This window comes from Dechloromonas hortensis (assembly GCF_009469765.1).
Taxonomy (GTDB): domain Bacteria; phylum Pseudomonadota; class Gammaproteobacteria; order Burkholderiales; family Rhodocyclaceae; genus Azonexus; species Azonexus hortensis.
In genome coordinates this window covers 104,040-128,135 of record NZ_SSSQ01000012.1, presented here as the reverse complement: position 1 = coordinate 128,135, position 24,096 = coordinate 104,040, and the positions used below count along the sequence as shown (strand labels likewise).

General features: G+C 56.0%; 31 protein-coding genes and 4 tRNA genes. 7 read left to right on the top strand and 28 right to left on the bottom strand.

What is annotated here, in order from left to right:
- From GH663_RS17110 to GH663_RS17095, 4 genes are all read left to right on the top strand, one after another.
- On the top strand, nucleotides 1–291 hold a 291-nt coding region (locus tag GH663_RS17110), incomplete at its 5' end, for a LysR substrate-binding domain-containing protein (RefSeq protein ID WP_246181624.1).
- Between the two features lie 1,117 nt (nucleotides 292–1,408).
- Nucleotides 1,409–1,768, top strand: a complete 360-nt coding sequence (locus GH663_RS17105; protein WP_153132879.1) for a hypothetical protein — start codon at nucleotides 1,409–1,411, stop codon at nucleotides 1,766–1,768.
- A 70-nt stretch (nucleotides 1,769–1,838) separates the two neighbouring features.
- The gene (locus tag GH663_RS17100; RefSeq protein ID WP_153132878.1) at nucleotides 1,839–2,693 is read left to right on the top strand and encodes a DNA-binding protein; all 855 of its coding nucleotides are present in this window, start codon (nucleotides 1,839–1,841) and stop codon (nucleotides 2,691–2,693) included.
- Nucleotides 2,680–2,874: a hypothetical protein gene (locus GH663_RS17095; RefSeq protein ID WP_153132877.1), complete on the top strand. Its 195-nt coding sequence runs from the start codon at nucleotides 2,680–2,682 to the stop codon at nucleotides 2,872–2,874. The genes GH663_RS17100 and GH663_RS17095 overlap by 14 nt, the downstream gene beginning before the upstream one ends.
- Before the next feature lie 153 nt (nucleotides 2,875–3,027).
- Here the strand turns inward: GH663_RS17095 and GH663_RS17090 are convergent, their stop codons facing one another.
- The 9 genes from GH663_RS17090 to GH663_RS17050 all read right to left on the bottom strand — a co-directional run bounded on the left by GH663_RS17090 (nucleotide 3,028) and on the right by GH663_RS17050 (nucleotide 8,691).
- A complete protein-coding gene (locus GH663_RS17090) occupies nucleotides 3,028–3,996 on the bottom strand; it encodes a zonular occludens toxin domain-containing protein (protein ID WP_170291449.1) in 969 nt (322 codons plus the stop codon).
- Nucleotides 3,996–4,343 carry a DUF5455 family protein gene (locus tag GH663_RS17085; protein WP_153132875.1) on the bottom strand — a complete coding sequence of 116 codons (348 nt, stop codon included), beginning with the start codon at nucleotides 4,341–4,343 and terminating at the stop codon, nucleotides 3,996–3,998. The genes GH663_RS17090 and GH663_RS17085 overlap by 1 nt, the downstream gene beginning before the upstream one ends.
- Nucleotides 4,343–5,839, bottom strand: a complete 1,497-nt coding sequence (locus GH663_RS17080) for a hypothetical protein (RefSeq protein ID WP_153132874.1) — start codon at nucleotides 5,837–5,839, stop codon at nucleotides 4,343–4,345. The genes GH663_RS17085 and GH663_RS17080 overlap by 1 nt, the downstream gene beginning before the upstream one ends.
- Nucleotides 5,818–6,117 (bottom strand): hypothetical protein, encoded by a 300-nt coding sequence (locus tag GH663_RS17075; RefSeq protein ID WP_153132873.1) that lies wholly within the window; start codon nucleotides 6,115–6,117, stop codon nucleotides 5,818–5,820. The genes GH663_RS17080 and GH663_RS17075 overlap by 22 nt, the downstream gene beginning before the upstream one ends.
- A gap of 1 nt (nucleotide 6,118) precedes the next feature.
- Nucleotides 6,119–6,340, bottom strand: coding sequence for a major coat protein (locus tag GH663_RS17070; RefSeq protein WP_153132872.1), 222 nt, complete (start codon nucleotides 6,338–6,340; stop codon nucleotides 6,119–6,121).
- Between the two features lie 219 nt (nucleotides 6,341–6,559).
- Nucleotides 6,560–6,745: a hypothetical protein gene (locus GH663_RS17065; RefSeq protein ID WP_153132871.1), complete on the bottom strand. Its 186-nt coding sequence runs from the start codon at nucleotides 6,743–6,745 to the stop codon at nucleotides 6,560–6,562.
- Entirely contained in the window at nucleotides 6,745–6,975 is a 231-nt protein-coding gene (locus GH663_RS17060) for a hypothetical protein (protein ID WP_153132870.1), read from the bottom strand. Before GH663_RS17060 ends, GH663_RS17065 begins: the two co-directional genes overlap by 1 nt.
- A gap of 2 nt (nucleotides 6,976–6,977) precedes the next feature.
- Entirely contained in the window at nucleotides 6,978–7,283 is a 306-nt protein-coding gene (locus tag GH663_RS17055; protein WP_153132869.1) for a hypothetical protein, read from the bottom strand.
- 25 nt (nucleotides 7,284–7,308) lie between these two features.
- The gene (locus tag GH663_RS17050) at nucleotides 7,309–8,691 is read right to left on the bottom strand and encodes a replication initiation factor domain-containing protein (RefSeq protein WP_153132868.1); all 1,383 of its coding nucleotides are present in this window, start codon (nucleotides 8,689–8,691) and stop codon (nucleotides 7,309–7,311) included.
- Nucleotides 8,692–8,811: 120 nt separating this feature from the next.
- On the opposite strand from GH663_RS17050, the gene GH663_RS17045 reads away from it, so the two are divergent.
- Nucleotides 8,812–9,192, top strand: a complete 381-nt coding sequence (locus tag GH663_RS17045; RefSeq protein WP_153132867.1) for a hypothetical protein — start codon at nucleotides 8,812–8,814, stop codon at nucleotides 9,190–9,192.
- 22 nt (nucleotides 9,193–9,214) lie between these two features.
- Here the strand turns inward: GH663_RS17045 and GH663_RS17040 are convergent, their stop codons facing one another.
- The 8 genes from GH663_RS17040 to GH663_RS17005 form a co-directional block, all read right to left on the bottom strand.
- Nucleotides 9,215–9,676, bottom strand: a complete 462-nt coding sequence (locus GH663_RS17040) for a DUF1178 family protein (protein WP_153132866.1) — start codon at nucleotides 9,674–9,676, stop codon at nucleotides 9,215–9,217.
- Nucleotides 9,677–9,686: 10 nt separating this feature from the next.
- A tRNA-Leu gene (locus GH663_RS17035) sits at nucleotides 9,687–9,772 on the bottom strand.
- A 67-nt stretch (nucleotides 9,773–9,839) separates the two neighbouring features.
- Nucleotides 9,840–9,915: transfer RNA gene (locus GH663_RS17030), tRNA-Gly, on the bottom strand.
- Nucleotides 9,916–9,921: 6 nt separating this feature from the next.
- Nucleotides 9,922–9,995, bottom strand: a tRNA-Cys gene (locus GH663_RS17025).
- A gap of 54 nt (nucleotides 9,996–10,049) precedes the next feature.
- Nucleotides 10,050–10,125, bottom strand: a tRNA-Gly gene (locus GH663_RS17020).
- A 54-nt stretch (nucleotides 10,126–10,179) separates the two neighbouring features.
- Nucleotides 10,180–10,758 (bottom strand): CDP-diacylglycerol--glycerol-3-phosphate 3-phosphatidyltransferase, encoded by a 579-nt coding sequence (gene pgsA, locus GH663_RS17015; protein ID WP_153132865.1) that lies wholly within the window; start codon nucleotides 10,756–10,758, stop codon nucleotides 10,180–10,182.
- 3 nt (nucleotides 10,759–10,761) lie between these two features.
- On the bottom strand, nucleotides 10,762–12,573 hold the full coding sequence (uvrC, locus tag GH663_RS17010) for an excinuclease ABC subunit UvrC (RefSeq protein WP_153132864.1): 1,812 nt from the start codon (nucleotides 12,571–12,573) through the stop codon (nucleotides 10,762–10,764).
- Nucleotides 12,574–12,582: 9 nt separating this feature from the next.
- Nucleotides 12,583–13,269 carry a uracil-DNA glycosylase gene (locus tag GH663_RS17005; RefSeq protein WP_246181623.1) on the bottom strand — a complete coding sequence of 229 codons (687 nt, stop codon included), beginning with the start codon at nucleotides 13,267–13,269 and terminating at the stop codon, nucleotides 12,583–12,585.
- Here GH663_RS17005 and earP point away from each other — a divergent pair.
- A complete protein-coding gene (gene earP / locus GH663_RS17000; RefSeq protein ID WP_153132863.1) occupies nucleotides 13,258–14,340 on the top strand; it encodes an elongation factor P maturation arginine rhamnosyltransferase EarP in 1,083 nt (360 codons plus the stop codon). The genes GH663_RS17005 and earP overlap by 12 nt on opposite strands.
- Nucleotides 14,341–14,379: 39 nt before the next feature.
- On the top strand, nucleotides 14,380–14,937 hold the full coding sequence (gene efp, locus GH663_RS16995) for an elongation factor P (protein WP_153132862.1): 558 nt from the start codon (nucleotides 14,380–14,382) through the stop codon (nucleotides 14,935–14,937).
- A gap of 54 nt (nucleotides 14,938–14,991) precedes the next feature.
- On the opposite strand, the gene nagZ is transcribed toward efp, so the two are convergent.
- From nagZ to GH663_RS16940, 11 genes are read right to left on the bottom strand one after another with little or no spacing between them, the layout of a single operon-like run.
- Nucleotides 14,992–16,011, bottom strand: coding sequence for a beta-N-acetylhexosaminidase (nagZ, locus tag GH663_RS16990; RefSeq protein ID WP_153132861.1), 1,020 nt, complete (start codon nucleotides 16,009–16,011; stop codon nucleotides 14,992–14,994).
- Nucleotides 16,008–16,385, bottom strand: coding sequence for a holo-ACP synthase (gene acpS, locus GH663_RS16985; RefSeq protein ID WP_153132860.1), 378 nt, complete (start codon nucleotides 16,383–16,385; stop codon nucleotides 16,008–16,010). The genes nagZ and acpS overlap by 4 nt, the downstream gene beginning before the upstream one ends.
- A complete protein-coding gene (locus GH663_RS16980; RefSeq protein ID WP_153132859.1) occupies nucleotides 16,385–17,140 on the bottom strand; it encodes a pyridoxine 5'-phosphate synthase in 756 nt (251 codons plus the stop codon). Before GH663_RS16980 ends, acpS begins: the two co-directional genes overlap by 1 nt.
- Nucleotides 17,137–17,865: a DNA repair protein RecO gene (gene recO / locus GH663_RS16975; protein ID WP_153132858.1), complete on the bottom strand. Its 729-nt coding sequence runs from the start codon at nucleotides 17,863–17,865 to the stop codon at nucleotides 17,137–17,139. Before recO ends, GH663_RS16980 begins: the two co-directional genes overlap by 4 nt.
- Nucleotides 17,862–18,746, bottom strand: a complete 885-nt coding sequence (gene era, locus GH663_RS16970) for a GTPase Era (protein ID WP_153132857.1) — start codon at nucleotides 18,744–18,746, stop codon at nucleotides 17,862–17,864. The genes recO and era overlap by 4 nt, the downstream gene beginning before the upstream one ends.
- Nucleotides 18,743–19,399: a ribonuclease III gene (gene rnc, locus GH663_RS16965; protein ID WP_439329190.1), complete on the bottom strand. Its 657-nt coding sequence runs from the start codon at nucleotides 19,397–19,399 to the stop codon at nucleotides 18,743–18,745. The genes era and rnc overlap by 4 nt, the downstream gene beginning before the upstream one ends.
- A 15-nt stretch (nucleotides 19,400–19,414) precedes the next feature.
- Nucleotides 19,415–19,768, bottom strand: a complete 354-nt coding sequence (locus tag GH663_RS16960) for a DUF4845 domain-containing protein (RefSeq protein WP_153132855.1) — start codon at nucleotides 19,766–19,768, stop codon at nucleotides 19,415–19,417.
- An 11-nt stretch (nucleotides 19,769–19,779) separates the two neighbouring features.
- The gene (lepB, locus tag GH663_RS16955) at nucleotides 19,780–20,568 is read right to left on the bottom strand and encodes a signal peptidase I (RefSeq protein ID WP_153132854.1); all 789 of its coding nucleotides are present in this window, start codon (nucleotides 20,566–20,568) and stop codon (nucleotides 19,780–19,782) included.
- Between the two features lie 8 nt (nucleotides 20,569–20,576).
- Entirely contained in the window at nucleotides 20,577–22,367 is a 1,791-nt protein-coding gene (gene lepA / locus GH663_RS16950; RefSeq protein ID WP_153132853.1) for a translation elongation factor 4, read from the bottom strand.
- Nucleotides 22,368–22,427: 60 nt separating this feature from the next.
- Nucleotides 22,428–22,673: a glutaredoxin family protein gene (locus GH663_RS16945; protein ID WP_211371189.1), complete on the bottom strand. Its 246-nt coding sequence runs from the start codon at nucleotides 22,671–22,673 to the stop codon at nucleotides 22,428–22,430.
- Nucleotides 22,663–24,087, bottom strand: coding sequence for a DegQ family serine endoprotease (locus GH663_RS16940; protein WP_153132852.1), 1,425 nt, complete (start codon nucleotides 24,085–24,087; stop codon nucleotides 22,663–22,665). Before GH663_RS16940 ends, GH663_RS16945 begins: the two co-directional genes overlap by 11 nt.
- Nucleotides 24,088–24,096 lie beyond the last annotated feature (9 nt).

Here is a 24,096-nt window from a genome sequence, read left to right as displayed (position 1 = left end):
GTTCCCGATATCGTTTTGTCGGCCATCGACGCCGACGTGATCAAGACCTATGTCAGCCTTGGCCTGGGCGTCGGGGTTGTCGCTTCAGTGGCCTACGACAAGGAACAGGACCGCAACCTGGAGCTCATTCAGGTTCCCGACCTGTTTCCGTCCAATACCACACGCATTGCCGTTCGCCGGGGGACCTATCTGCGCAGCTATGCCCACGCCTTCATCGAAAAGGTTTGCCCGGATGTAGGTGAGGAAAGCATCAAGTCGGCACTGAAGTCGCAAAACGGAGGAGAGGCCTAAATCACCAGCGGCAAGCCTCGCTTTATGGCGCAGGCTTGCCGCTTTTGCTCGGTACGTCGGGGTTGGTGGGAAGTTGGCAACGGTGTCGTTTTGTTCTTGTGATCTGTTAGCCATGTAGACCAAGGAACCTGAGGGACACCTAGCCAGGACACCAAAGAGCTGATCGGTTTTGGCGAGGCTTTCCTGGCTGTCGATTCGAAGGGCAGCGGCAGATTAACCCGAGAGCAGTTCCGTAAGGCCTGGGCTCTCTACAAGTCGACTAATAAATGATGCAGTGCTGGTTGCCTGGTTATCGGCGTGGTTCCTGATAAACGACAAATCAACGGGATTATAGGTTCGCATAATTTGTATTATGTTAAGTCGGAAAATATTTTCATTCATCCGGGGTATTTTCAAAAAAAGTCTATTTTTGGACCAAGTATTCGGCGTATCGACTCGCCGCCGCTTCTGGATGGCACCTTGTGTGCATCCGGCACCATAGCCGTAGCTGCTCAGAATCGAGGCCGTCAGCAATCAGGACGGCCTTTTGTTTGGCAATGAGTCGATAGAGTTTTCTTCGCTTGGCACCTTGCCCCGGACGGATGGCGCGAAGCTGCCAGTAGAGATTACGGATTTCGGCCAAATGCCGCTCTGTGTCGGTGAATCCGGGGAATTTGGTTTGCATGATTGGGCCGGGAGTATAGCGAACCGCTACGCGGTCAGGTGCTTCCATCCTAAACCGGACAAGCCGGTTTATCCCTTGCGGGACAAGGGATTCCGCCCCTTTTCGCCTGCCGCGTTCCACTTGGCCCCGGCAAGCCGGTAAAGGATGAAAGGCGTAGTCAGGCGGCCTACGGCCTTGTTTTCTGGAAAACCGTTTGCAGCATTCGACCAGCGCGGTTATCCGCCCTGACTTCCCTTCGCAAAACGCCGACCTGTAACACGGGGCAAGGTCGTATCAAGGGCCGGGCTTCGCCCTGAAATGCTCACCCGTTCGTTTGACCAGGTGCGATAAGGCCGCACCTGGTCAAGCCGCTGCGGCTTCCGCTTTCTCCCTTGACCCGCCCAAGCCTGCCCCGAGTTCCATGACGGCAGCGAAGGGAACTCAGGACGGATCATCAACCACGGAGGTAGCGCCATGAAGACTGCAAACAATCCAGAAAACCAGCAACCCCACGGGCTCGGGAATCTAGGCCAGATCAGCGCAGATCGTAACCACACCCGCGAGGAAGTAGAACAAATCATCGACGGGCTGGACATGGGCCAAGCGAATTTGACGCAGACAATCAAGGCGATGAACGGCCTTTCCCGGGGAGCTTACTTTGTTTCGATCCGAGACGACCGCGAATGGAACGAAATCCAAGTCCGGCTACGTGACAACCCCTACACACGGAGCGCAATCGCCGTCGGGCACATCGACAAAGGACACGACGCGAAAAGCCGACGCGAAGCTGCACAGGAAGTACGCAGCCTCGTTCGTGCCTACCTGTGCCGATAATTCATAACATAACGTAACGTAACATCGATTTCATAACGTAACATAACGTAACTTAACAGGAGATTCCATAATGGCACGTACAACCAACATCACCTTTGGACAGGTCGCCCAGATCGCGGACGCGATGAAGGCAGCAGGAACCCGGCCGACCGCCCGCGCCGTGCGCGAGCGTATCGGCTCCGGGTCCATGGGGACGATTCACAAGCTACTGCAGCAATGGACCGGCAAGGCCAGCGAGGCCGACGAAGACCAATCCCCGGAACTCCCCTCTTCCATCGCTAGCGCCCTGATGGATTTCGTATCTACGCAGGTAGCCGAGGCTTGCGAACCGCTCAACGAAGAACTTGCCGCAGCTCGTGAAGCTGCTGATGCACTGGCCGAGGACAACGAACGACAGACAATCGCGTACCAAGAGCAAGGCCGCGATCTGATCGCCAGCTTAGAGAACCTCGCCGCAGCACGCGCCAACCTGGAGCAAACGAAATCGGTTTTGGCCGACCACGAAAGCGAAGTTTTCAAGTTGCGTCAGCAGGTCAGCGACTTGCTGCGCGAACTAGACCGCAGCCAACGCCAAACCGAAATGTTCGCCAGCTACCAGCCCGAACTTGCCCAGGCTAAAACCGCCCTCGCCTCTTCGGAAGCCGCACGCATCGAGGCCGAGCGGAGCGCCGCCGTTCTTTCCGCTCAGCTCGTTGCAAAATCCGAGAAGGCCGACGAGCTGGAGGCGCGACTAAAAACCGCCGAAACCCTTGTCAGTGCTAAGGATGGCGAATTGAAGCAGGCGAATAATCATTATCAGGCTTGTGCTGCTAGGCTTGAAGCTGCAGCCCGCGAGGTAGAATCGCTGCGAAAGAAGCCGGCATCGACCAAGATCGTCACGCCGAAGAAGACCGCTACCGTGAAAAAGACTGATGGAAATTCCTGATAAGCGCCACGAGCAAGCCCTTACCGTTGAGTCTGCCGCACAGGCGGACTCTGACGGCAAGGAGTACCCGGCCAGCTACTGGCTTTCGCTGGCCTGCTGCCTGCTGACTTCGCCAGTCAAAGCGGAGCGGGAAACCGGGAAGGCGCTTGTGAAACGATGGAAGTATCGGGAACTGGCTTAGGCCAGTTTTTTGTTGCGCGGTATCGTGACGCGCCTTAATGCTGCGCCGGGACACCCCTCCCCGGCTTGTCCCTTCGGGATAATTTCCCTTCTGGAAATTACGCGCTAAGTAATTCGCCTACCCGGCAGGGCCAAGGGCTAGCCCTTGGAACCATTAAGGGAATTGCACTGCTGCCAAACGATGCCGGAGAGTCGGGTCGTCGGATAGTGGCGGATGCCACCGGAAAGCGCCTGCCGACTCCAACCGGTTGAAATGACGGATTGCGTCAGCCTCGGAGAGCTTCGCCAGCTTGGCCGCCAGCGGGTGTTTAGGTTTGCGCTTGGGTGCGGTATTTCGTTGAGCGCGGAGCTTGCTGACGTAGTCATACCCGATCAGGCCATAGAGGAAGAGCAACGGCTTGACCGGCGGTTTCGGGAGATAGCGGCCATCGACGTGCCACGGGCTGAGAACGGTATGCAGGCCGACCGCTGCCGGGTGCTCGCGATCAAGGAACTTCTGTTCGGTGTCATAGGCCTTGTAGAGGTCTTTGGCGCGGTACCACTTGCGGTCGACGGTGAGCGAGTCGCGGTCACAGCCGTGCTTGACGATGCCGATATGCATTTTCGGGAAACGGACATCGAGGCCGACTAGCTTTGAGAGCGCGGTGACACCTGGAATCGGCCAGCGATCAGTCCGTTTCACGGCGATGTGATATTCGATCTGCGTGTCGCGGATTTGCTTGTCGACCTGGGTGAGCCCCTGCATCTGGTAGTAGACGTGCCAGCGTTTCTTGCCGGAGTGAATCAGCCAGTCGAGAAGCGGCTGGCGGGTTTTGTCACCCCACTGGCGAGCATTGAAGAACTTGGATGTTTCGTCGAGGACGATGATTCCGTTCTGCTCTTCGTCGATCTGGCCATCACCTTCGACGCCGTAGCCGAGGCCGATGCATTCCATGTCTTCGACGGTCGGACAATCGGGCAGACGGATGATGGTGGATTTGTTCCACGGGAGCAACAGTTCGCCCAGATGGATGTCCATGTTGGTAGCGACACGGCGACCGGAGCGCAGTGCGTCACGGATCAGGCCGGCGCAGAACAGCCCTTTGCCTGATCGTTTCTTTCCGGTGACGGCAAAATCGGTCATCAATGCACCTGCATGGTGTAGCGGGAAAGATTCTTCATCGACCATTGCCAAATAAAGTGCGAGACGCGGATGGTGATGATGGTGGCGACGACTTGATTCAGATTGGGCGGGATAAATGCAAGGCCGACCGCGAAGGCGGGCGGTAGGGAAACCCGAGCGGCCATGATAAGAAGTTTTATGCCCTGCGCCATGGCGAGGGTAAGTGCTGCAGCCGCAATCACTGCGGCGACACCTACGGCCAGATTCCGCGCCAGCTTGTAGGCAAGGAAGGTGAAGAGGAAATCGAATACCTTGGCGACAACCGCGCCAAGGGCCGAGACAACGAGCGGAAGCAGCGGGAGCGCCATTATTCAGCCTTTTTGGTTACGAGTGCGAGAACGCCAAAAGCAAGATAGATCCAGAGCGCGTAGCCGGCCAGCGCCGATATTTTCTCTACCTGCGGACAGGGATCGAACGCCCAAGTCCGACCGCCGATGGTGGCCGAAAGCGGGCTGCAGGAACCGGCAGGAATTGGCGACCACCAATCGGAGAACAGATCGCGATATTCATTTTGTTTTCCGGTGGCATCCGTCCCCGTATTCAGCTTGGCCGTGATCTGGTCATAGGAATCCGTGGCTTCCTGTTTCTTTGCTTCGCTGGCCGTGGCGTTCGTAATATCGTCGTTTTTTACGTCGTCGGTATTGAATGCCTTTTCGAGCGATTCCTTGATTTTGACCTGCGTTTCTTCCTTGTTCATATCGCCCTTACAGATCTGCAAGTTCGGATTTTTCTGGCAGAAATCAGAACTGGTATCACCCTCCTTCCCGGTGCCGCTGGATGCATTGGGCGCTGTGCCGCCTGTGGTCGCACTGGTCGAGGTACCCGGCGTTCCCGCCTGACCAGCAGAGCCACCAGAAGCCGGCGTATTGGTGGTTGTGGTGCGTTTATCTTCGACACCGGTTTGCGGATCACGGGTCGTCGTCGTTTCAGTGATCTTTTGAGAACCGTCCGGATAGGCTTCCGTCGTTTTCTTCTTGTCGACAATGGGCGGCGCAGAGGCAGGCGTTCCGGATGGGACGCAGGCAATCGTTCCAGAGGTTGAGGTAAGAACGCCCTCTGATGGCGCGCAGGGTGGATTCTTTGGCGGCTCCGGTGGCTTGACCTCGGGTGCGACAGCACCGGGCGCGGAGGTCAGCCCAGCGGTGCAGGTATAGGAAAGCTGCACCTTCGAATATTGCTGAACCCGCAACTTGCCGTTTGTGTAGGACGAGCCAGAAGGCGCGGCATTCATGCCGACCGCGCAACCGTTATCGCAATAGTTGGAGGACTCAAGCGAGGGCTGACCCACCGGAGACACGTACCAATCTAGGGTCGAACCTGTCCGACTGGCACAGGGATCAGGCGGCGCTTCACAGAGGCCGTTTGACGAATTGCGAACTTGCGGCGCAACGCAATCCGGGCGCGTGCATGAGGTGCCGCTCAACGTCCAATTCTGACCCGCTGGACAGGTGTTGGTTTTGCATAGCTGATTTTCTAGGGTGCCGGTAGTGCAGTAATAGGCCTTGGTGTAATAGGACGCACCGTTATATGCCGTTGATCCATCCGGTTCGCGCCAGCCACAAACCCACTGCAGACCGTTGTCAGTTGTTCCGGAAGCCGGACGGCCAAAAGCAAATGTGGCCGAGGCATAAGACGAACTGCACATGGCCGAAGCGGAATTGTATTTAACCCCGTTCATGTAGGCATAGGCCGGCCCGTAGCTCGCCACCGTTTCAACGATGGTGGCCGGTATCGTTTCCGCATGTGCCGAGGCAACGAAAACGAGCAGCGCCAGTACGCGTATTACATGCGACAGAAGGACCATTTTTTGTTCCCGGTTTCGTCGGTTTTTTGACAGGCAAAGGTCGGCGTGGATTTGTGCGGCCTGCCCATCACATGCGTCCGTTCTTCATAGCCTTGGAAATGAAAGGTTTCCGGGTGATAAGCGACCGGCTGAGGCTCTGAGGCCATCGCGGCAAACCACGCTGGCGGCTGGTAAGGATTGCGCTGATTGCCCCGCTCGATTGTTTCTTGCGCCATGGCAGGGGCAGTAAAAAGGGTGCCCGCAAGCACCCCCCAAAACGCGAAGTTTTGTAGCTGCATGTTAAACAGCCTTGTTGGCGCCCTTCTTGAACAGCTTGACGAGGACGAAGCCACCGGTAGCGAGGGCGACAATCGGCCACATAGCGGCCAGAACGTCGGTGACGTTACCGCTGATGGTGGCGAAGGCAGCGGTTGCTTCGGTCGGCAGAGCAGCGTGGGCGGAAGAAACAGCGGCAACAGCGAGAGCGGCAGCAGCGGCCAGCTTGGTTTGCAGTTTGTTCATGGTTTTCTCCTGATGAACGGTTTGTGAAATGGGCGAGGTTTGCCCAGCTGGGGAAAACCCCCACCCAGCGCGCCGGTTAAGCAGAGCGCTGAATTGATGTTTTCTATTACACGACATGATTCATGGCCTCGCGGAAGCGAGTAAGGATGTAGCCCGCGCAAAAACCCGCAACCCACGCTGAGAGCAGCTTTCCGCAGAAGAGGACGATCTCTGAATCACTCATGCTCGATAGCCCGTCAGGAAGCCGAGAAAGGCCGCGAAGAACAAGGCAACGACGGTCATCAAACGACCATCCGGCGAGTAATCGACCATAACCACCTCAGTAGCCGCAGAGGCATAAACCGCAACGCTCCCGAGAAGAAGGCCAACGAACAGATAGGCGAAATTACGAATAACGCGACGCATCAACCCACCCATTCGTCCGACGCTTCAAAGAAGGAATGAATGTCATATCCCAACGGACATTCAATTCCACCATCGTGCAATGCGAAATGCATCGACTCACGAACACTTTCAACTGACGCCGCCCGTGCCGCATGCTTGAGCGACGTAACGAAGCCCATATCAAGATCGACGAAAGCACCGGTTGCCCGATCCTGAACGACGAATACTTGGCGAACATCGAGCAGCGACATGATTAAGCTGCCTTGGACTGCGGCGCCGCGTTGATAGCCCGGAATGCCAACACTTCATAACCATCGGTTGTCAGCTTCAGCGTCAATTCCGCCTGAACCGGGAAAGGCAAATGCTTGAGCTTTTGATACTCATCAGACTTACCAAACTTCAGATCAATGGCATCGTGCCCGCACTTGCCATAAGTCTGCTGGTCCTTTTCGGAAACCGGCATTGTTACGAACAGCTTCGTCATATCGTGATGCTGCCCCTCAATATCGCCATTGAAGAACTTGGCACCCAGTACAAGGCATTGCGTTTTTGTTTCCATTTTTCAAACTCCAATAAATTAAAAATTACCAAGCCGCAGCTTGTTCAGATAAAACAACAGGGAAAACCGGACGGCTAAACTGGTGAATACTTTCCGGCGCCAGATTGAAATCAGGAACTTTGAACCACGCCGGAAAACCTTCCCGTGTGACTTTTTTCAGGACTTCTTCAGCCCCAAACAGATCGACAAGGCGACCAATGGACGCGCCGCACTGGTGGCGAAGCCATGCAAAAGCCGTATCAACATTGGTTTGCGCAGTGCGCTTATTCAGTTCAATACGGGATTGCTTTTGATTTATCCAAGCGAATGCCGGATAAGACGCCGCGAGATACTCGCCGGGGGATAACAGGCAATCAAAAGGGATAATTCGATCGACTGATTTAAATTCGACCTCGATACGAACCCATTCGCTTGTTTTGTCCCCAAGTTCCCGGCCTTTTTCATAGACCCGGCAAAACTTCCCATTTTTCCGATTGCCGATATTGAGCGTTCGCCCCTTACCATTCGGCTGTTTCCAGTTACCGCGATGCTCGCAATCAGGATGCATGCCGTGAATATGGAATAGGCCGTCTGTATGGTCCCGATCGGCCTTATCGACGCTATAGGTTTCACCCGTATAGTCATCATGTGCAAAATCAACCCGCGTCAAACGCGATCTATCCGCCGACTCGAGAAAGTTCTTCAGGCGCTGTTCCCAACCTGTTTTTGCTGCCGCCAACCCCGAACCATTGATAGAAACCATCACCGTGCCGCGCTGGCCACCATGACAGACCACGCCCCACGACTCGCCGACATTCCACGAATCGCGGTAAAAGTGCATACCCTTGGAACGTTTTTGAGTGATGCCATAGCCAAAGATGTATTCAAGCCGCGCCGACATAGCAACCATCACTTCATAATCTGTGACCGGAACCTGACCCGTAACCCCATCAAACTCTTCCACGTAATTGCCATCACGATTTACGACACGTTTAGCCTGACGACCTGAATTTAAGATGGTCTCTTCACCAAAGGTGAAATTGACCCAGTCAATGAATGCGGAATCCCCGCCATAACCGCGCCTTTGCGGGACTTCCTTAATAACCCCACCCTCAATTACCAGCTTCACCAGTTCGGGCACTGTCCCTTTTTCCCCCCTGTTAGCATGGGGGGGGGCACCGGCGCCCGCGCCGCCGCGCTCCGCTTGCGACGGCCCGGACTTGGTGCCCGCGATACGCGAACGCAACGAAGCCGAAAACCGATACGGAAAGGAGTTAATTTTGTCTTTTTGGGTTTGGTCGATCTTGGAAAGCTGATCGAGGGCCGCAGCATCGGGCTGAAAGGTGGCAGCGAGATCGACTGCGGTCAGTCGGGCATTGGCCTGCAACTGGTCCGGTGAAATGCTTTGCTGTTTGCCGTTCTTCGCCACAAAAACCCCCTTGTGCTATGGTTGACACGTAACGGATTTGGTGCGTGATAAATTTGTTACGTTCTGGGCGCATTTAACCCGTAACAGATTTATCACGTCAATATGACGAAAGGCATAGAAATGGAATTGCGCGACTACATCAACGCTGGAATTTTGCTAAAAGGCAACGTTACCGAGCTTGCCAAGGCAATAGACCAAGAAAGAGAAGCCGTGAGCGCTGCAAAGTCGCATAAACGCGGACTCCCAGACGAAGCGCTGAGCAAACTAGCCGACCTGCTAGGAACCGACTTTAGAACTATTGTCGCCGCTTCCCGCCTTGTGACAGAAAGGAATGAGGCAAAACGCGGCTACTGGCTCCCTTTTGTTCAGAACGCGCCACAAATGACAAGGATTGCCAGTTATGCATTGATTTTCGGCATTGTCACAAACTTTGTGACACCAAGCAGCGCGGAAGCCGCCCCACTACAGGGAAGCAGGGCTGAGAGAGTTTGTATTATGTAAACTCATACAAATTAAAAAAGGATCAATTCAGATCCTCTTCGCTTATCGCTGGCAGGCGCAAAATCGGAATGCCCTCGTCTCGTAGTTCTTCACATTCTTCTTCGGTGGCATCGCCGCGTATCGGCCGTTCGGGGGCCTGATTGTAATGAATCTTGCGTGCCTCTTCGGCAAACGAGTTTCCAACATCCTCGCTGTTGTTGATCATCGATTGCACCAGTTGTCGATACATCGCCAACACCTGCGAGCCTGCGGGCATCACTGCGGTACCGGGAGCGCTGGCACGAGGCGCGGCCTTGATTTCAGCACCCGACTCGCCCCGATGCGATGAAATGGCTATCGCCGACGGGAGGCGCCGAATGATGTGACTTTCGCATTGCGGGCAAGTTACGAGACGAGAATGTTGCTGGGCATCAAACTCGTCGGCGCTACGAAACCATCCTTCAAAGCGATGGTCATTGTCACAACTTAGATCATAGATAATCATGAATTAACCTTGGTGCCCGGGACGGGGGTCGAACCCGTACACTCAAAGAGCGAGAGATTTTAAGTCTCTTGTGTCTACCAATTTCACCACCCGGGCGGGGCTGTCGATTATATCGGCGTCCCGATACGAAAAAGGGAAAGCGACAAGCGCTTTCCCTTTTATTTGGAGCGGCAGAAGAGTCTCGAACTCTCGACCTATACCTTGGCAAGGTATCGCTCTACCAACTGAGCTACTGCCGCGAATCTTGGAGGCGCGAGCCGGAGTCGAACCGACCTACACGGATTTGCAATCCGGTGCATAACCGCTTTGCTATCGCGCCTAACCGAAACGTCTTTTACAACGATGGATAAAACCGAGCTTTATCCGAAAAAACTGGAGCGGCAGAAGAGTCTCGAACTCTCGACCTATACCTTGGCAAGGTATCGCTCTACCAACTGAGCTACTGCCGCGTCAAACAGAGCGCGCATTATAGGCCATGCACGATGATTGTCAACCAGCACCAGCTACTTTTCTGCGCTGCGCTTGGCAATCTCCGGCCACGCCATGCGTAAGTAATACCCCATCGACCACAGCGTCAACAGCGCGGCGACCCAGATCAACCAATTGCCGATGAGTCGGACATCCACGCCAAGCAAGGGCATGTGATAAAGCAGGAGCGGTATGGCCAGCATCTGCGCGGCGGTCTTGACCTTGCCGAGCATGGAAACAGCGACGCTTTTTGCGGCCCCGATTTTTGCCATCCACTCACGCAGCGCTGAAATGGTGATTTCGCGACCGATAATGATCATGGCGACGATCGCGTCCGCCCGCCCCAACTGAACCAGGATGATCAATGCGGCGGCAACCATCAGCTTATCGGCAACGGGGTCAAGAAAAGCCCCAAATGCCGATGTTTGATTGAGCTTTCTGGCCAGATAGCCATCAGCCCAGTCCGTTAAAGCCGCAAAACAAAATATTAAGGTGGCCAGCGTATCCCGCTCATGCTGGGTTGCCCAGCTGGCAGGCAGGTAATAGAGCGCAATCAACAGTGGTATGGCGACGATTCGCAGCCAGGTGAGCAGGATGGGCAGGTTGAATGGCATGGGTCAATGAAGCGCTGAGTAAATTTTTTCCGCCAAATCCCGGCTAATGCCGGGCACTTCTGCCAATTGTTCCACACTGGCGACGAGCACGCCGGGCAATCCGCCAAAACGATTGACCAATGCTTTGCGCCGGGCTGGCCCTACACCGGGCAGGCTTTCGAGTTTAGAGGTTTTTCTGGCCTTGCCTCGTTGCGCACGGTGGCCCGTAATCGCAAAACGGTGAGCCTCGTCTCGAACTTCCTGAATCAGGTGCAGCGCCGGATGCTCCGGCGGCAATTGTAGCGGCTCCCGCCCTTCCGGAAAAATCAGCGTTTCCAGGCCGGGCTTGCGCTCCTCGCCTTTGGCCACCCCGAGCATAGGCAGATGCGCTAGGCCGAGATCGGCCAAGGCTGCGTAAGCGGAGCTGACCTGGCCTTTGCCGCCATCGATAAGAATCAGGTCGGGCGCTCTGCCCTCCCCGGCTGCGATACTGCCATAGCGGCGAGTAACCGCTTGTCGCATCGCGGCATAGTCGTCGCCCGGTTGAATATCGCGAATATTGAAGCGGCGATAGTCGGCCTTCTTCATCCCGTTGTCCTGATAAACGACACAAGATGCAACCGTCGCCTCGCCTTGCGTGTGGCTGATGTCAAAGCACTCAATACGGGCGATGGCCTCCGGCAGTTGCAGCGCCTCCTGCAGTGCCGCGAGACGCTGCTCCTGGTGTGCCGTCGCCTGATTGCGCGCCAGAATGGCGAGCCTGGCATTTTGCTGCGCCATGTCCACCCAGGCCTTGTGCAGCAGCGAACGGCCATCCTGGATCGGCACCGGCCGGCCGGCCAATTCAGCGAGTGCGCTCTCGACTTCGGCTTTCTCTTCTGCATCCGGCATAGGGGCGACCAACAATCGCGCCGGGGCCGGATGCAGCGCGTAATGCTGGTGAATGAAGGCAGCGGCCGCGTCGCGGGCCGAGGAGTCGCCGGCGTTACTCGGAAACAATGGACGGTCGCCCAGATGCCGACCACCTCGAACCATGGCCAGATTGACGCACAACTGCCCCGCTTCCCTTAATGCCACGATGACGTCCACATCCTCGCCTTTGCTGCTCGAAACGAACTGTTTTTCCTGAACCTGATGCAGCGATTGAATCTGGTCGCGATAAACTGCCGCCTGTTCGAAGGCCAGACGACCGGCGGCCGCCTCCATCGACTCCGTTAGGCGCTTGGTGACTTCCTGTTGTTTGCCGAGTAAGAACATTGAGGCCAGTTGGACATCGCGGGCATAGTCTTCGGTCGAGATGTATTCGACGCACGGCCCGCTGCAGCGTTTGATCTGATAGAGCAGGCAGGGACGCGAGCGATTGGCGAACACCGTGTCTTCGCAGGTGCGCAGACGGAACATTTTCTGTAGCAAATGAATGCTGTCGCGCACGGCCCAAGAGGACGGGTAAGGCCCAAAGTAATCAGCCTTCCGGTCAGGGTTGCCGCGATAGAAGCCAAGCCGGGGAAAGTCGCCGCGTGTCAAAACGATGTAGGGATATGACTTGTCATCGCGAAACAGGATGTTGTAGCGCGGCGACAGCGACTTGATCAGATTATTCTCAAGCAGCAGCGCTTCGGCTTCGGTACGCGTCGAGGTCGTTTCGATACTTGCAATCTGGCTCACCATGTGCGCGATGCGCGGGCTTGGCAGATTGTCCCGGAAGTAGGATGAAACGCGCTTTTTGAGGTTTTTGGCCTTGCCGACGTAAAGGACGACACTGCCCGCATCGAGCATCCGATAAACCCCTGGCAGCTCGGTCAGCGTCGCGAGAAATGCCTTTGAATCAAAGCTCATGAAGAGGAGTTACTCGCCGAGATGGGCCTTAATGCCGGCGAATACCTGCTCGAAACTTTCCCGCGAAAGTCGCCCGGTTCGCCAGTTGTAACCGCTGCAGTGGTAGCTATCGACCAGCAGGCGTCCATCCGGTAGCTGGTGTTTGACGTTGTGGCCAAATGGATAACTCTTCAACTTCAGGTCATAGGTCCACAGCAAGGCCTGATGGGCGATCGCCCCGAGAGCGACGATGACTTGCAGATTGGGCATGGCCGCCAATTCGCGCTTCAGGTGGCCATTGCACTGGCGGATTTCCGCGGTGGTCGGCTTGTTGGCCGGCGGCAGGCAACGTACGGCGTTGGTGATGCGGCAGTCAGTCAGACGCATGGCTGGATTCGCCCATTTGTCCGGCCCCAGCGCTTCGGGAACGCTGGCAAAACCAAAGCGATGCAAGGCAGGATAGAGCAGTTCGCCAGCCACGTCACCGGTGAACGGGCGACCAGTGCGATTGGCTCCTTTTTCGCCCGGGCCGAGGCCGACCACGATCAAGCGGGCATCGAGCGAGCCCAGCGCAGGAACCGGTAAGGCATGCCAATCCGGGTCTCGCCGGCGAATGTTGGCGAGGTGTTCTGCCAGGCGGGGGCAGGCAGTACAGTCTTTGGGGTCTTCGAAATTCTGCATGGCCGCGATGGTAGCATGGCGGTCATGCAGCCTCATTGGGACATCTTCTGCCGGGTTATCGACAACTACGGTGACATCGGCGTTTGCTGGCGACTGGCCCGGCAACTGGCTTCAGAACACGACCTACGGGTCCGCCTTTGGGTAGACGAACTGCCTTCGTTGCAGCCCTTTTGCCCCGCCCTCGATCTTCGTGCCGCCCGCCAGCACCTCGAAGGCGTCGAAATAGTGCTCTGGAATGAAAGTGCTGCGGTCGACGGCGTGGCGGACGTAATTATCGAGGCTTTTGCCTGTGAGTTACCTGCGGCCTACGTACAGGCCATGGCGGAATCCAAGACTCGGCCTTGCTGGATCAATCTCGAATATCTGACCGCCGAGGCTTGGGCGGAAAGTTGCCATGGCCTCGCCTCGCCCCACCCGTCCCTGCCACTGGTCAAATATTTTTTCTTCCCGGGGTTTTCTCCGGCTACTGCCGGACTGCTCCGCGAGGCTGGCTTGCTGGCAAAGCGCGACCAGGAAATAGCGCAAAAAGAATTGGGCGACGCGCTTGAAGTCAGCTTGTTTTGCTATGACAGTGCCCCACTCGGCGAATGGCTGGAAAGTCTGGCCAATAGCCCGCAAGCGGTGCGCTGTTATGTACCGCCCGGCAAACCATTGGCGGCAGTTTCCGCTCATTTGGGCGGTGCCGGGCCGTGGCAACACGGCAACCTCCGTTTCGAGCCTATTCCTTTCCTGTCGCAGCAGGAATACGACCGCCTGCTCTGGCGCTGCGACATCAACTTCGTCCGCGGCGAAGATTCCTTTGTTCGGGCGCAATGGGCGGCAAAACCCTTTGTCTGGCAGATCTACCCACAGGCAGAGAACGCCCATATCGTCAAACTGGATGCGTTTCTAGAGCGCTATTGTGCAGGCCTCGCTGCTGAAGCCGGCGCAGCACTGTGCGCCATGTTCCATGCCTGGAATAGCGGCCAGGGCGTCGGACAGGCGTGGGCCGAATTTCTGGCGGCTCGCCCGCAAATAGCCGCCCACAACGCCAACTGGGCAAAATATCTGGCGCAACGTGACGACTTGGCAACAGCACTCGTCAAGTTCTGTGCCTCCAAGGTATAATCGAACGTTTTTCTTTTTTCAGCTTTCGGGAATATCAGTATGAAAACCGCAATGGAACTCCGCTCCGGCAACGTCATCATGGTCGGCGCCGACCCGCTCGTTGTCCAGAAGACTGAGTACAACAAGTCCGGCCGCAACGCTGCTGTCGTGAAAATGAAGCTCAAAAACCTGTTGACCGCAGCAGCCTCCGAAGCGGTTTACAAGGCAGACGACAAGTTCGAAGTCGTCATGCTCGACAAGAAGGAAGTGACCTACTCCTACTTCGCCGACCCGATGTACGTGTTCATGGATGCCGACTACAACCAGTACGAAGTTGAAGCCGAAAACATGGTCGACGCACTGAAGTATCTGGAAGATGGCCTGGCGTGCGAAGTTGTGTTCTACAACGGCAAGGCAATTTCCGTGGAACTGCCGAACAGCGTCGTCCGCGAAGTGGTCTACACCGAGCCGGCCGTCAAGGGCGACACCTCCGGCAAAGTCATGAAGCCGGCCAAGCTGGCAACCGGTTTCGAACTGCCGGTTCCGGCCTTTGTCAGCATCGGCGACAAGATCGAAATCGACACCCGCACCGACGAATACAAGAACCGTGTCAAGTAAGCAGCGGTTTTCGTAGCGCGATGGATCGGGCAGCTTCGGCTGCCCGATTGCATTTCAGGCAGCGAGTTGGGTGATGGTTTGCAAGGCGGCCAGGTAGGCCGGATCGGATTGCAGGCTTGCCCAATCGAGGGCCGCATCAGTCGGAATGAGCGCCTCGATCCGCTTGCCGCTGGCCGGATCGACATTCGGCCGCCAGTTTTCCAGAACGACACCAACTGCGTCCGGTGAGTTGCAGACCAGCAACATGTCGCAGCCGGCCCGGTAAGCAGTATCGACCCGGTTCAACATATCGCCGACAACGCCTGCCCCGGCCATCGACAAATCGTCGGTAAAAACCGCACCGTCAAACTTGATGTCGTTTCTCAAATAACCTATCCATTTATTTGAAAAAACGGCAGTATTGCAGTCAACGCATTCGTAAATAACGTGCGCCGCCATCACCCCATCGAGCGCTAGGCGACGGTAAGGCATGATGTCCTCCTGCATGGCATCGAGCTCTCGATCATCAACCGGCAACTCAACATGCGAATCGGGGATGACGTAGCCGTGCCCGGGGAAATGCTTGCCACAGGACCCCATGCCGGCCTGGCGCAAACCATCGCCCAGCGCTGCCGCCAAAGCAGCAACCACGGCCGGTTGGCGATGGAAGGCACGATCGCCAATCACCCGGGAGGGGCCATAATCGAGATCGAGCACCGGCGTGAATGAGTAATCGACGCCGCGCGCCCGCAACTCTGCGGCCAACACATAGCCGACTTGGTGCGCGGCCTGCTGGGCGGCATCGGGATTTTGGTCCCATAGACGCCCCAGCGTTGCCATAGCCGGCAGGCGGGTAAAGCCTTCGCGAAAACGCTGCACCCTGCCGCCTTCATGATCGACAGCGATAAGCAGCGGCGGCTGACGCAAGGCATGGATTTCAGCGTTCAACGCGGCCAGCTGACTTGGACTTTCGTAATTTCGGCTGAACAGGATGATGCCGCCAACCAGCGGGTGACGCAGGCGCTGGCAATCGAGTTCGGTCAGTGCAGTCCCCGCAATGTCAATCATCAGCGGGCCGAGCGGCAGTTGCATCATGCTTGCTCCAGAATTACATAGGCGATGGCGTAATCTGCCTCATCGCTGATTGAGAGATGGGCCTTCAGCTTTTGCATTTTGAGCATTTCAGCCAGTTCACCGTAGCACTCGAATACCGGCTTGCCCAATTCGTCGTGCCCGACGGCAATCGCCGTCAACACAGCAGGCGGCCGAACGCCGGTACCAAGCGCTTTGCTGAATGCCTCCTTGGCAGCAAAACGCTTGGCAAGAAAGCGGCCCTTGTCGGTAGCGCCGGCAAAATCGGCAAATTCCCGGGGCGCCAGCAATCGGCTTAGGGCCTTCTCACCATGGCGCTCCCACATCCCCTGCAGGCGCTTGATGGCAACGATGTCGGTGCCAATGCCATAGATCATTATTCGCCGCGCCCGGCCGCTTCCCGCATCAGTTGTTTCATTTCGCGCACAGCCTCGCGCAAACCGACAAAAACCGAGCGACTCACAATCGAATGGCCGATATGCAGCTCGCGGATGCCGAGCAATCGGGCAACCGGCTGAACGTTGTAGTAATTGAGCGCGTGACCGGCATTGAAACGCATGCCAAGGTGACGAATGGCCTGCCCGGCCCGGCGGATTTTGTCGAGTTCGGTCAATACGGTCGGCGCCTCGGCATCACGCCCCTGGGCGTGGAAGGCGTGGGCATAGGGACCGGTGTGAATTTCACAGACTTTGGCCCCGATGCGCGCCGCGGCCTCGATCTGCGGCAGCTCGGCATCGATAAACACGCTGGTCACGATACCGGCATCGGCCAATCGCGAAATGACGTCCTTCAGCCGCGCCTCCTGGGCCAGAACATCCAGGCCGCCTTCGGTCGTCACTTCATGGCGGCCTTCCGGAACCAGCATGGCCATCTCCGGCTGCAGGCCGCAGGCAATGCCGACCATTTCATCGGTTGCCGCCATTTCCAGGTTGAGCTTGACCTGCGTCAGTTCGCGCAGGCGACGGACATCAGCATCCTGTATATGCCGACGATCCTCGCGCAAATGAACGGTAATTCCATCGGCACCACCGAGGTGTGCCTCGACTGCGGCCCAGACCGGATCCGGCTCATAGGTCATGCGCGCCTGACGCAAGGTGGCGACGTGATCGATGTTTACGCCTAGTTCAATCATAGTTCCTGCAACTCCTTGAAAATTTTACGGGTTTCAAGTTCAGTGCCGCCCAGGTAATGGGCCATCAGGGCGCGCATCAAAGTCTTGGATTCAACGCGCGAACGCGGGTCGGAAAAATCTTCCGCCTCAAGATCGAGCAAGGTCTTGCCGCAGACGACCTGCGCTGCGGCTTCGGCATGAGCGAGACGTTGCGGCCCCTGCTCCATGCCATAGCTATACCAGGCGTCAGGCTGAATCGCCTGACCTTCGCTGTCATGACTCAAGGTCAGGCCATAACCCAGCTCTTGCAACAGGGCTTTTTCGAAGGCACGGAGATCGGCTTCACGGACTTTGCCGGCCGGGTCGCTGGCCAGACGGGCAAGCATCTGGCCGTAACAGGCAAAAAGATGCTCGTGGGCATCCTCGCGGGGCAGCAAGTGCATCAGCAACTCGTTGAGGTAGTAACCGCAAAAGAGCGCCTCGCCGGCCAGCAATGGCTGCCCACCCTGCCACTCTGCCTTCATCAGGTTCAGTACCTCGCCCTTGCCGGCCCACGCCACTTCAATGGGCTGAAAAGCCATCAGCAAACCGCGAATGGCTGAGCGTGGACGACGTGCGCCTCTGGCCAACAAGGACACTCTCCCGAAATCACGGGAGAATACTTCAACAATAAGACTGGTTTCCCGGAACGGGTAGGTGTGCAAGACGTAGGCCGGCTGGCCGTCGACTTTGCTCCGCTGAATCATTCGTACCCGAGGCTCTTCAGCAGGCGCTCATCATCGGTCCAGCCGGATTTGACCTTGACCCAGACCTCAAGATAAACCTTGCCGTCGAAGAGCCGCTCCATATCCTGGCGCGCCTCGCTGGCGATGCGTTTCAGCAATTCGCCACCCTTGCCGATGACAATCGCCTTATGACCCTCACGGTCAACGACGATAGCCGCGAAAATTCGGCGCAGATCGCCTTCGACTTCGAACTTCTCGATCTCTACGGTCGTCGCATAGGGCAGTTCATCACCCAGCAGTCGGAATAGTTTTTCGCGGATGTATTCAGAAGCAAGAAAACGTTCGCTCTTGTCGGTCAACTCGTCTTCCGGGAACATCAGGCCTTCGTTCGGCAGATGCTTGCGCGCTTCACCCAACAGTTCATCAGTCTGCTTGCCCTTCGCCGCACTGACAGGGACCACTGCTGCAAAGTCGTGCTCAGCGGCCACACTGGCCAGGAAGGGAAGCAAGGCGGAACGATCTTTCAACTGGTCAGTTTTATTTACCACCAGAATGGCCGGCCGGTCCGGAGGCAGAAGCCTCATCACTGCCCGATCCTTGGCATCGAAACGCCCCGCTTCAACGACGAAAAGAACGACATCGACATCATTCAAGGTGGTGGTCACGCCACGGTTCATCGCGCGGTTCAGCGCATTGGAGAACTTGGTCTGGAATCCCGGCGTGTCGACAAAGACGAACTGGGCATCATCCTTGGTCAAAATACCGGTAATCCGGTGCCGCGTGGTCTGCGCCTTGCGCGACACGATACTGATTTTTTCACCGATCAGACGGTTCAGCAGTGTTGATTTTCCGACATTGGGACGACCGACAATGGCGATATAACCGGAGCGAATTTTTTTCATGCGTTGAGAGCTTTCAGGGCATTGTCGGCGGCAACCTGTTCGGCGATGCGCCGACTGGCACCATGACCGGTAGTACGCAAAGGCGGATTGTCAATCTCGCAGGAAACTTCGAAGCGTTGTTCGTGGGCTGCGCCGCTGGTACTTAACATCTGGTAACGCGGCAAGGGCTTCTTGCGCCCTTGCAGCCATTCCTGCAGCCGCGTCTTGGCATCCTTCTGAGCTTGTCCGGGTTTCAACTGATCGAACAACGGCGCATAAAGATCGACAATGACGCGCTGCGCCGCTTCAAAGCCGGCATCGAGATGAACTGCACCGAACAGGGCTTCCAAGGCATCGGCCAGGATCGATGGCCGCTGGCTGCCACCGCTTTTCATCTCGCCTTCGCCAAGGCGAAGAAGATTGCCGATGTCGAGCGACAATGCCAGTTGATGCAAGGCATCCTGCCGAACCAGATTAGCCCTAAGTCGCGAAAGATCACCCTCCGGCAATTCCGGAAAACGCTTGAACAAGGCAGCGGCAATGGCGAAGTTCAGCACACCGTCGCCCAAAAATTCCAGGCGTTCGTTATTGGGCGTCCCGTAACTGCGATGCGTCAGCGCCGTCCGGAGAAGATTCTTATCCGAAAACTCATGGCCAAGTTTTTTGGCCAGCACCGCTGTACTCACTCTTTAACGCTCAAGGGTTGAACCCTGGTATTCAATCACCAAGCTGACATTGGCAAAAAGCGGAATACGCTTCTCGTAGGCGAAGGAAATGACGATCTGCCCGTTCTCCTTCGAAATATCGAGTTGATCTGACTTGAAATCGAGTGAGTCAATGTCAGCAAAACGATCAAATGACTTCTTGACGTCTGCTACTGTTGCATCCTTCCCAATTTGTGCGACAACTGCTTTGCAGTCCTTTTTAATCTTGTAATATTCAATGACTGTCGGTGCAATCTTAATACCGACAATCGAAAAGAAAAATAGCACAACACTCCAAAACAACAGCCCGGACAAGGCAACGCCACGTTGATGCTTCATCATCATCCCCATTACTTGAATGAACCAACCCGGCTCAAATCGCTGAAATTCAGCCAGATGAAAAATGCCTTGCCGACAATATTTTGTTCCGGCACAAACCCCCAGGCCCGACTGTCACGGCTGTTGTCGCGGTTGTCGCCCATCATGAAATAGTGGCCGTCGGGCACTTTGCAGATTACGCCGGCAGCATTGTAGGTGCAGTTTTCACGATACGGAAAACGGGCCACATCCGGAATGAAAGCCGGGGCATCGGTATCGTTGAGCAGACGGTGCTCGACATTACCCATTTTGGCTGAGTATTGCTCGGAGTAATAAAGACGCTCCGGATGCAGATAATCAGCGGTCTTCGACATCTCCACCGGCTTACCGTTGATGGTCAGCCGCTTGTTCTGATAAGCAACCGTGTCGCCCGGCAGGCCGACCACCCGCTTGATGTAATCGAGCGAAGGATCTTCCGGGTAGCGAAAAACCATGACGTCGCCCCGTTGCGGATTGTTGACGCTAATGATTTTTTTGTTGATCACGGGCAAGCGAATGCCGTAGGTGAACTTATTGACCAGAATGAAGTCGCCAACCAACAAGGTTGGAATCATTGACCCTGACGGGATCTTGAAAGGCTCGAAAAGAAAGGAGCGCAGCACAAAAACGATCAGGATAACCGGGAAAAAGCTGGCGCCCCACTCCACCCAAAGCGGCTCAGGCGCATTTTTGCTACGCAATTTCCGGAACTTCAGCACGTCGACCGCATAGAGCGCACCGGTCACGAGCAAAAGGACAAATAGGATCAGGGCAAAATTCATCGCTGCTCTCAGTTATCGACGCGCAGCACGGCCAGGAAGGCCTCCTGCGGAATTTCGACGCTACCAACTTGCTTCATCCGTTTTTTGCCGGCCTTCTGTTTCTCAAGAAGCTTCTTTTTGCGACTGATGTCTCCACCGTAACACTTGGCCAAGACATCCTTGCGCATGGCCTTGACGTTTTCGCGGGCGATGATATGCGAGCCGATGGCTGCCTGAATGGCGACGTCGTACATCTGGCGCGGAATCAGTTCGCGCATCTTGGAAGCAAGCTCGCGTCCGCGGTACTGGGAATTCGAACGATGTACGATCAACGACAGCGCATCGACCTTCTCGCTATTGATCAGGATATCGAGTTTGACCACATCGGCGGCCCGATACTCCTTGAAATCGTAGTCGAGCGAAGCGTAGCCCTTGGAACACGATTTCAGCTTGTCAAAAAAGTCCATCACCACTTCTGCCATCGGCATTTCATAAACCAGCTTTACCTGGCGGCCGTGATAATGCATATCGACCTGATTGCCACGCTTCTGGTTGCAGAGCGTGATGACGTTGCCGAGATAATCCTGTGGGACAAAAATCGTCGCCGTAATGATTGGTTCGCGAACCTCCTCGACCTTGCTGAGCTCAGGTAATTTTGCCGGATTTTCAACCTGGATGATGCTACCGTCGCGCTGAACGACCTCATAAACCACAGTTGGCGCAGTGGTGATCAGATCCTGATCAAACTCCCGCTCAAGGCGCTCCTGCACAATCTCCATGTGCAACAGCCCAAGGAAGCCGCAACGAAAGCCAAAACCGAGCGCCTGGGAAACTTCCGGCTCGTATTGCAACGAAGCGTCATTCAGCTTCAGTTTTTCCAGCGCCTCACGCAGAGAGTCGTACTGGTTGGACTCGACCGGATACAAGCCGGCGAACACCTGCGGCTTGATTTCCTTGAAGCCTGGCAGAGCGCTCGCTGCCTTGCGGTCCACCGTGGTAATGGTGTCGCCAACCTTGGCGGCTTTCAGTTCCTTGATGCCGGAAATCACAAAACCGACCTCGCCGGCCCGCAGCGCTTCACGCTGGACGGACTTGGGCGAGAAGACACCAACCTGTTCGCATAGCTGCTGGGCACCGGTTGCCATGAAAAACAGCTTGTCCTTGGGGCGTATAACACCATCAACGACACGCACTAGCATGACCACGCCAACGTAATTATCGAACCATGAGTCGATGATCAGCGCTTTCAACGGCGCACTAGGATCGCCCTTGGGAGGCGGCACCTTGGCAATTACCGCTTCCAGAATATCGGCGACGCCCAGACCGGTCTTGGCTGAAGCCAGCACCGCATCTGTTGCATCAATGCCGATCACATCTTCAATTTCCTGGCGCGCGCTGTCCGGATCAGCCGAGGGCAAGTCGATCTTGTTGAGCACGGGCACAACCTCGACGTCGAGTTCGATGGCGGTGTAGCAATTCGCCACTGTTTGCGCCTCAACCCCTTGCGAAGCATCCACGACCAGTAGAGCACCTTCGCATGCCGACAAGGAACGAGAAACCTCGTAGGAGAAATCGACATGTCCCGGTGTATCGATCAGGTTCAGGTTGTAAACCTTCCCGTCAAGAGCCTTGTATTGCAGTGCAGCTGTTTGCGCCTTGATGGTGATGCCGCGCTCGCGCTCGATATCCATCGAGTCAAGCACCTGCGCCTCCATTTCACGGTCGGAAAGGCCACCACAGAGATGGATGATACGATCGGCCAGCGTTGATTTGCCGTGGTCGATGTGGGCGATGATCGAGAAATTACGGATGTGATCCATTGATGCTAGTAAAAAAGGGCGCTTATCCGGCGCCCTTCCCTGTTCAGAAGACCCTGAATTTTAGCGGATTTTGGCCAAATATTCACGGGTTTTAGGCTCATCCAGGAAGTAATGGCAGAGTTCTGTTTCGCCGTGGAGCAAAACCGGAACTAGTTCGTCGTACTTGGCCTCTAGCACCGGGTCTGCATCGACATCCAGAATACTCAAGGCCACACCATACTCATCCACCAGGGGAAGCAGAGCTTTCTCCATATCGTGGCAGAGGTGGCAGTAGCCCCGACTGATCAGTGTCAGTTCAATTCCCATTTAAACCCTTGATTGTGACAAAAGTCTGCATTTCACCGCGCCGGACCAGCAAGGTAACGCTACTCCCCTTATCGAACTGAGCCAGCAACTTGTTGAACTGCTCGACGGAACGAAGCTCAGTGGTTGCCCCCTTGCTGATTACCGCAATGACCACGTCACCAGGGCGCAAATCGGCACGCGCACCTGAGCCACGCACATCCTCAATGAGCAATCCGGAATTCATCTTGAGCTCCCGCTTTTGCTCGACGGTGAGTTCACTGAGCACCAAACCAAGACGGTTGGCAACCTGCTCGGGCGGTTTGGCACCACGGGGTGGCCGACTAGCAACCTGCTTTTCTTCCGGGATTTCACCAACCACGACAGCAATTTCCCGGGTACCCCCCTTGCGCCAAACCTGTACCAGCGAACGCGTTCCCGGCCGAGTGGCCCCAACCAGGCGCGGCAAATCGGCCGAATTGACAATCGCCTTGCCATCAAACTTCAAGATGACATCACCGGCTTCCAGGCCAGCCTTTTCTGCCGGCCCACCTTTTTCGACCGCATTGACCACGACCCCCATTGGCTTGCTAAGCCCCAGAGAGTCGGCCAACTCCTTGTTTACTTCCTGGATGACCACACCCAGGCGACCCCGACTGACTTTACCTGTAGACCGCAGTTGCTGCTGAATTTCCATGGCAACATCGATCGGAATGGCGAACGACACCCCCATGTAGCCACCGCTACGGCTGTAAATCTGGGAATTGATGCCAACAACTTCGCCGCGCATATTGAAAAGCGGCCCCCCCGAATTACCGGGATTAATCGCAACATCTGTCTGAATGAAGGGAACGTAATTTTCCTGAGGCAATGAGCGCCCTTTGGCGGAAACAATGCCGGCCGTTACCGAGTTATCGAAACCGAAAGGTGAGCCAATAGCAACAACCCACTCACCGACTTTCAATTGTGACGTATCGGCAAGCTTGACCACCGGCAGACCGCCTGCCTCTATTTTTAGCAGTGCAACATCGGTACGCTTGTCTGCGCCAATTGTTCTTGCCTTGAATTCGCGCTTGTCAGTCAGACGAACCGTTACCTCATCAGCACTATCGACCACATGCGCATTGGTCAGGATATAGCCGTCGGCACTGATGATGAAGCCAGAACCAAGTGACTTGTTCTCAAATTCGCGAGGAATGACACCGCCAGGGTTGCGTGGTATGAAGCGCTTGAAGAACTCGAACGCCGGATCGTTCTCGTCAAACGGAAACGGCATCACCTGGCTGCTACCACGCACCACCTGCGTGGTGCTGATATTGACTACAGCAGGCCCCTGCTTCTCGGCCAACTCGGAAAAGTCCGGCAATCCGCGCACTGTTTGCGCAAAGGAAAATGCGCAGGAAAAGCAGAGAATAAATAGCGCAACAAAGCGTTTCATGAGCGACAC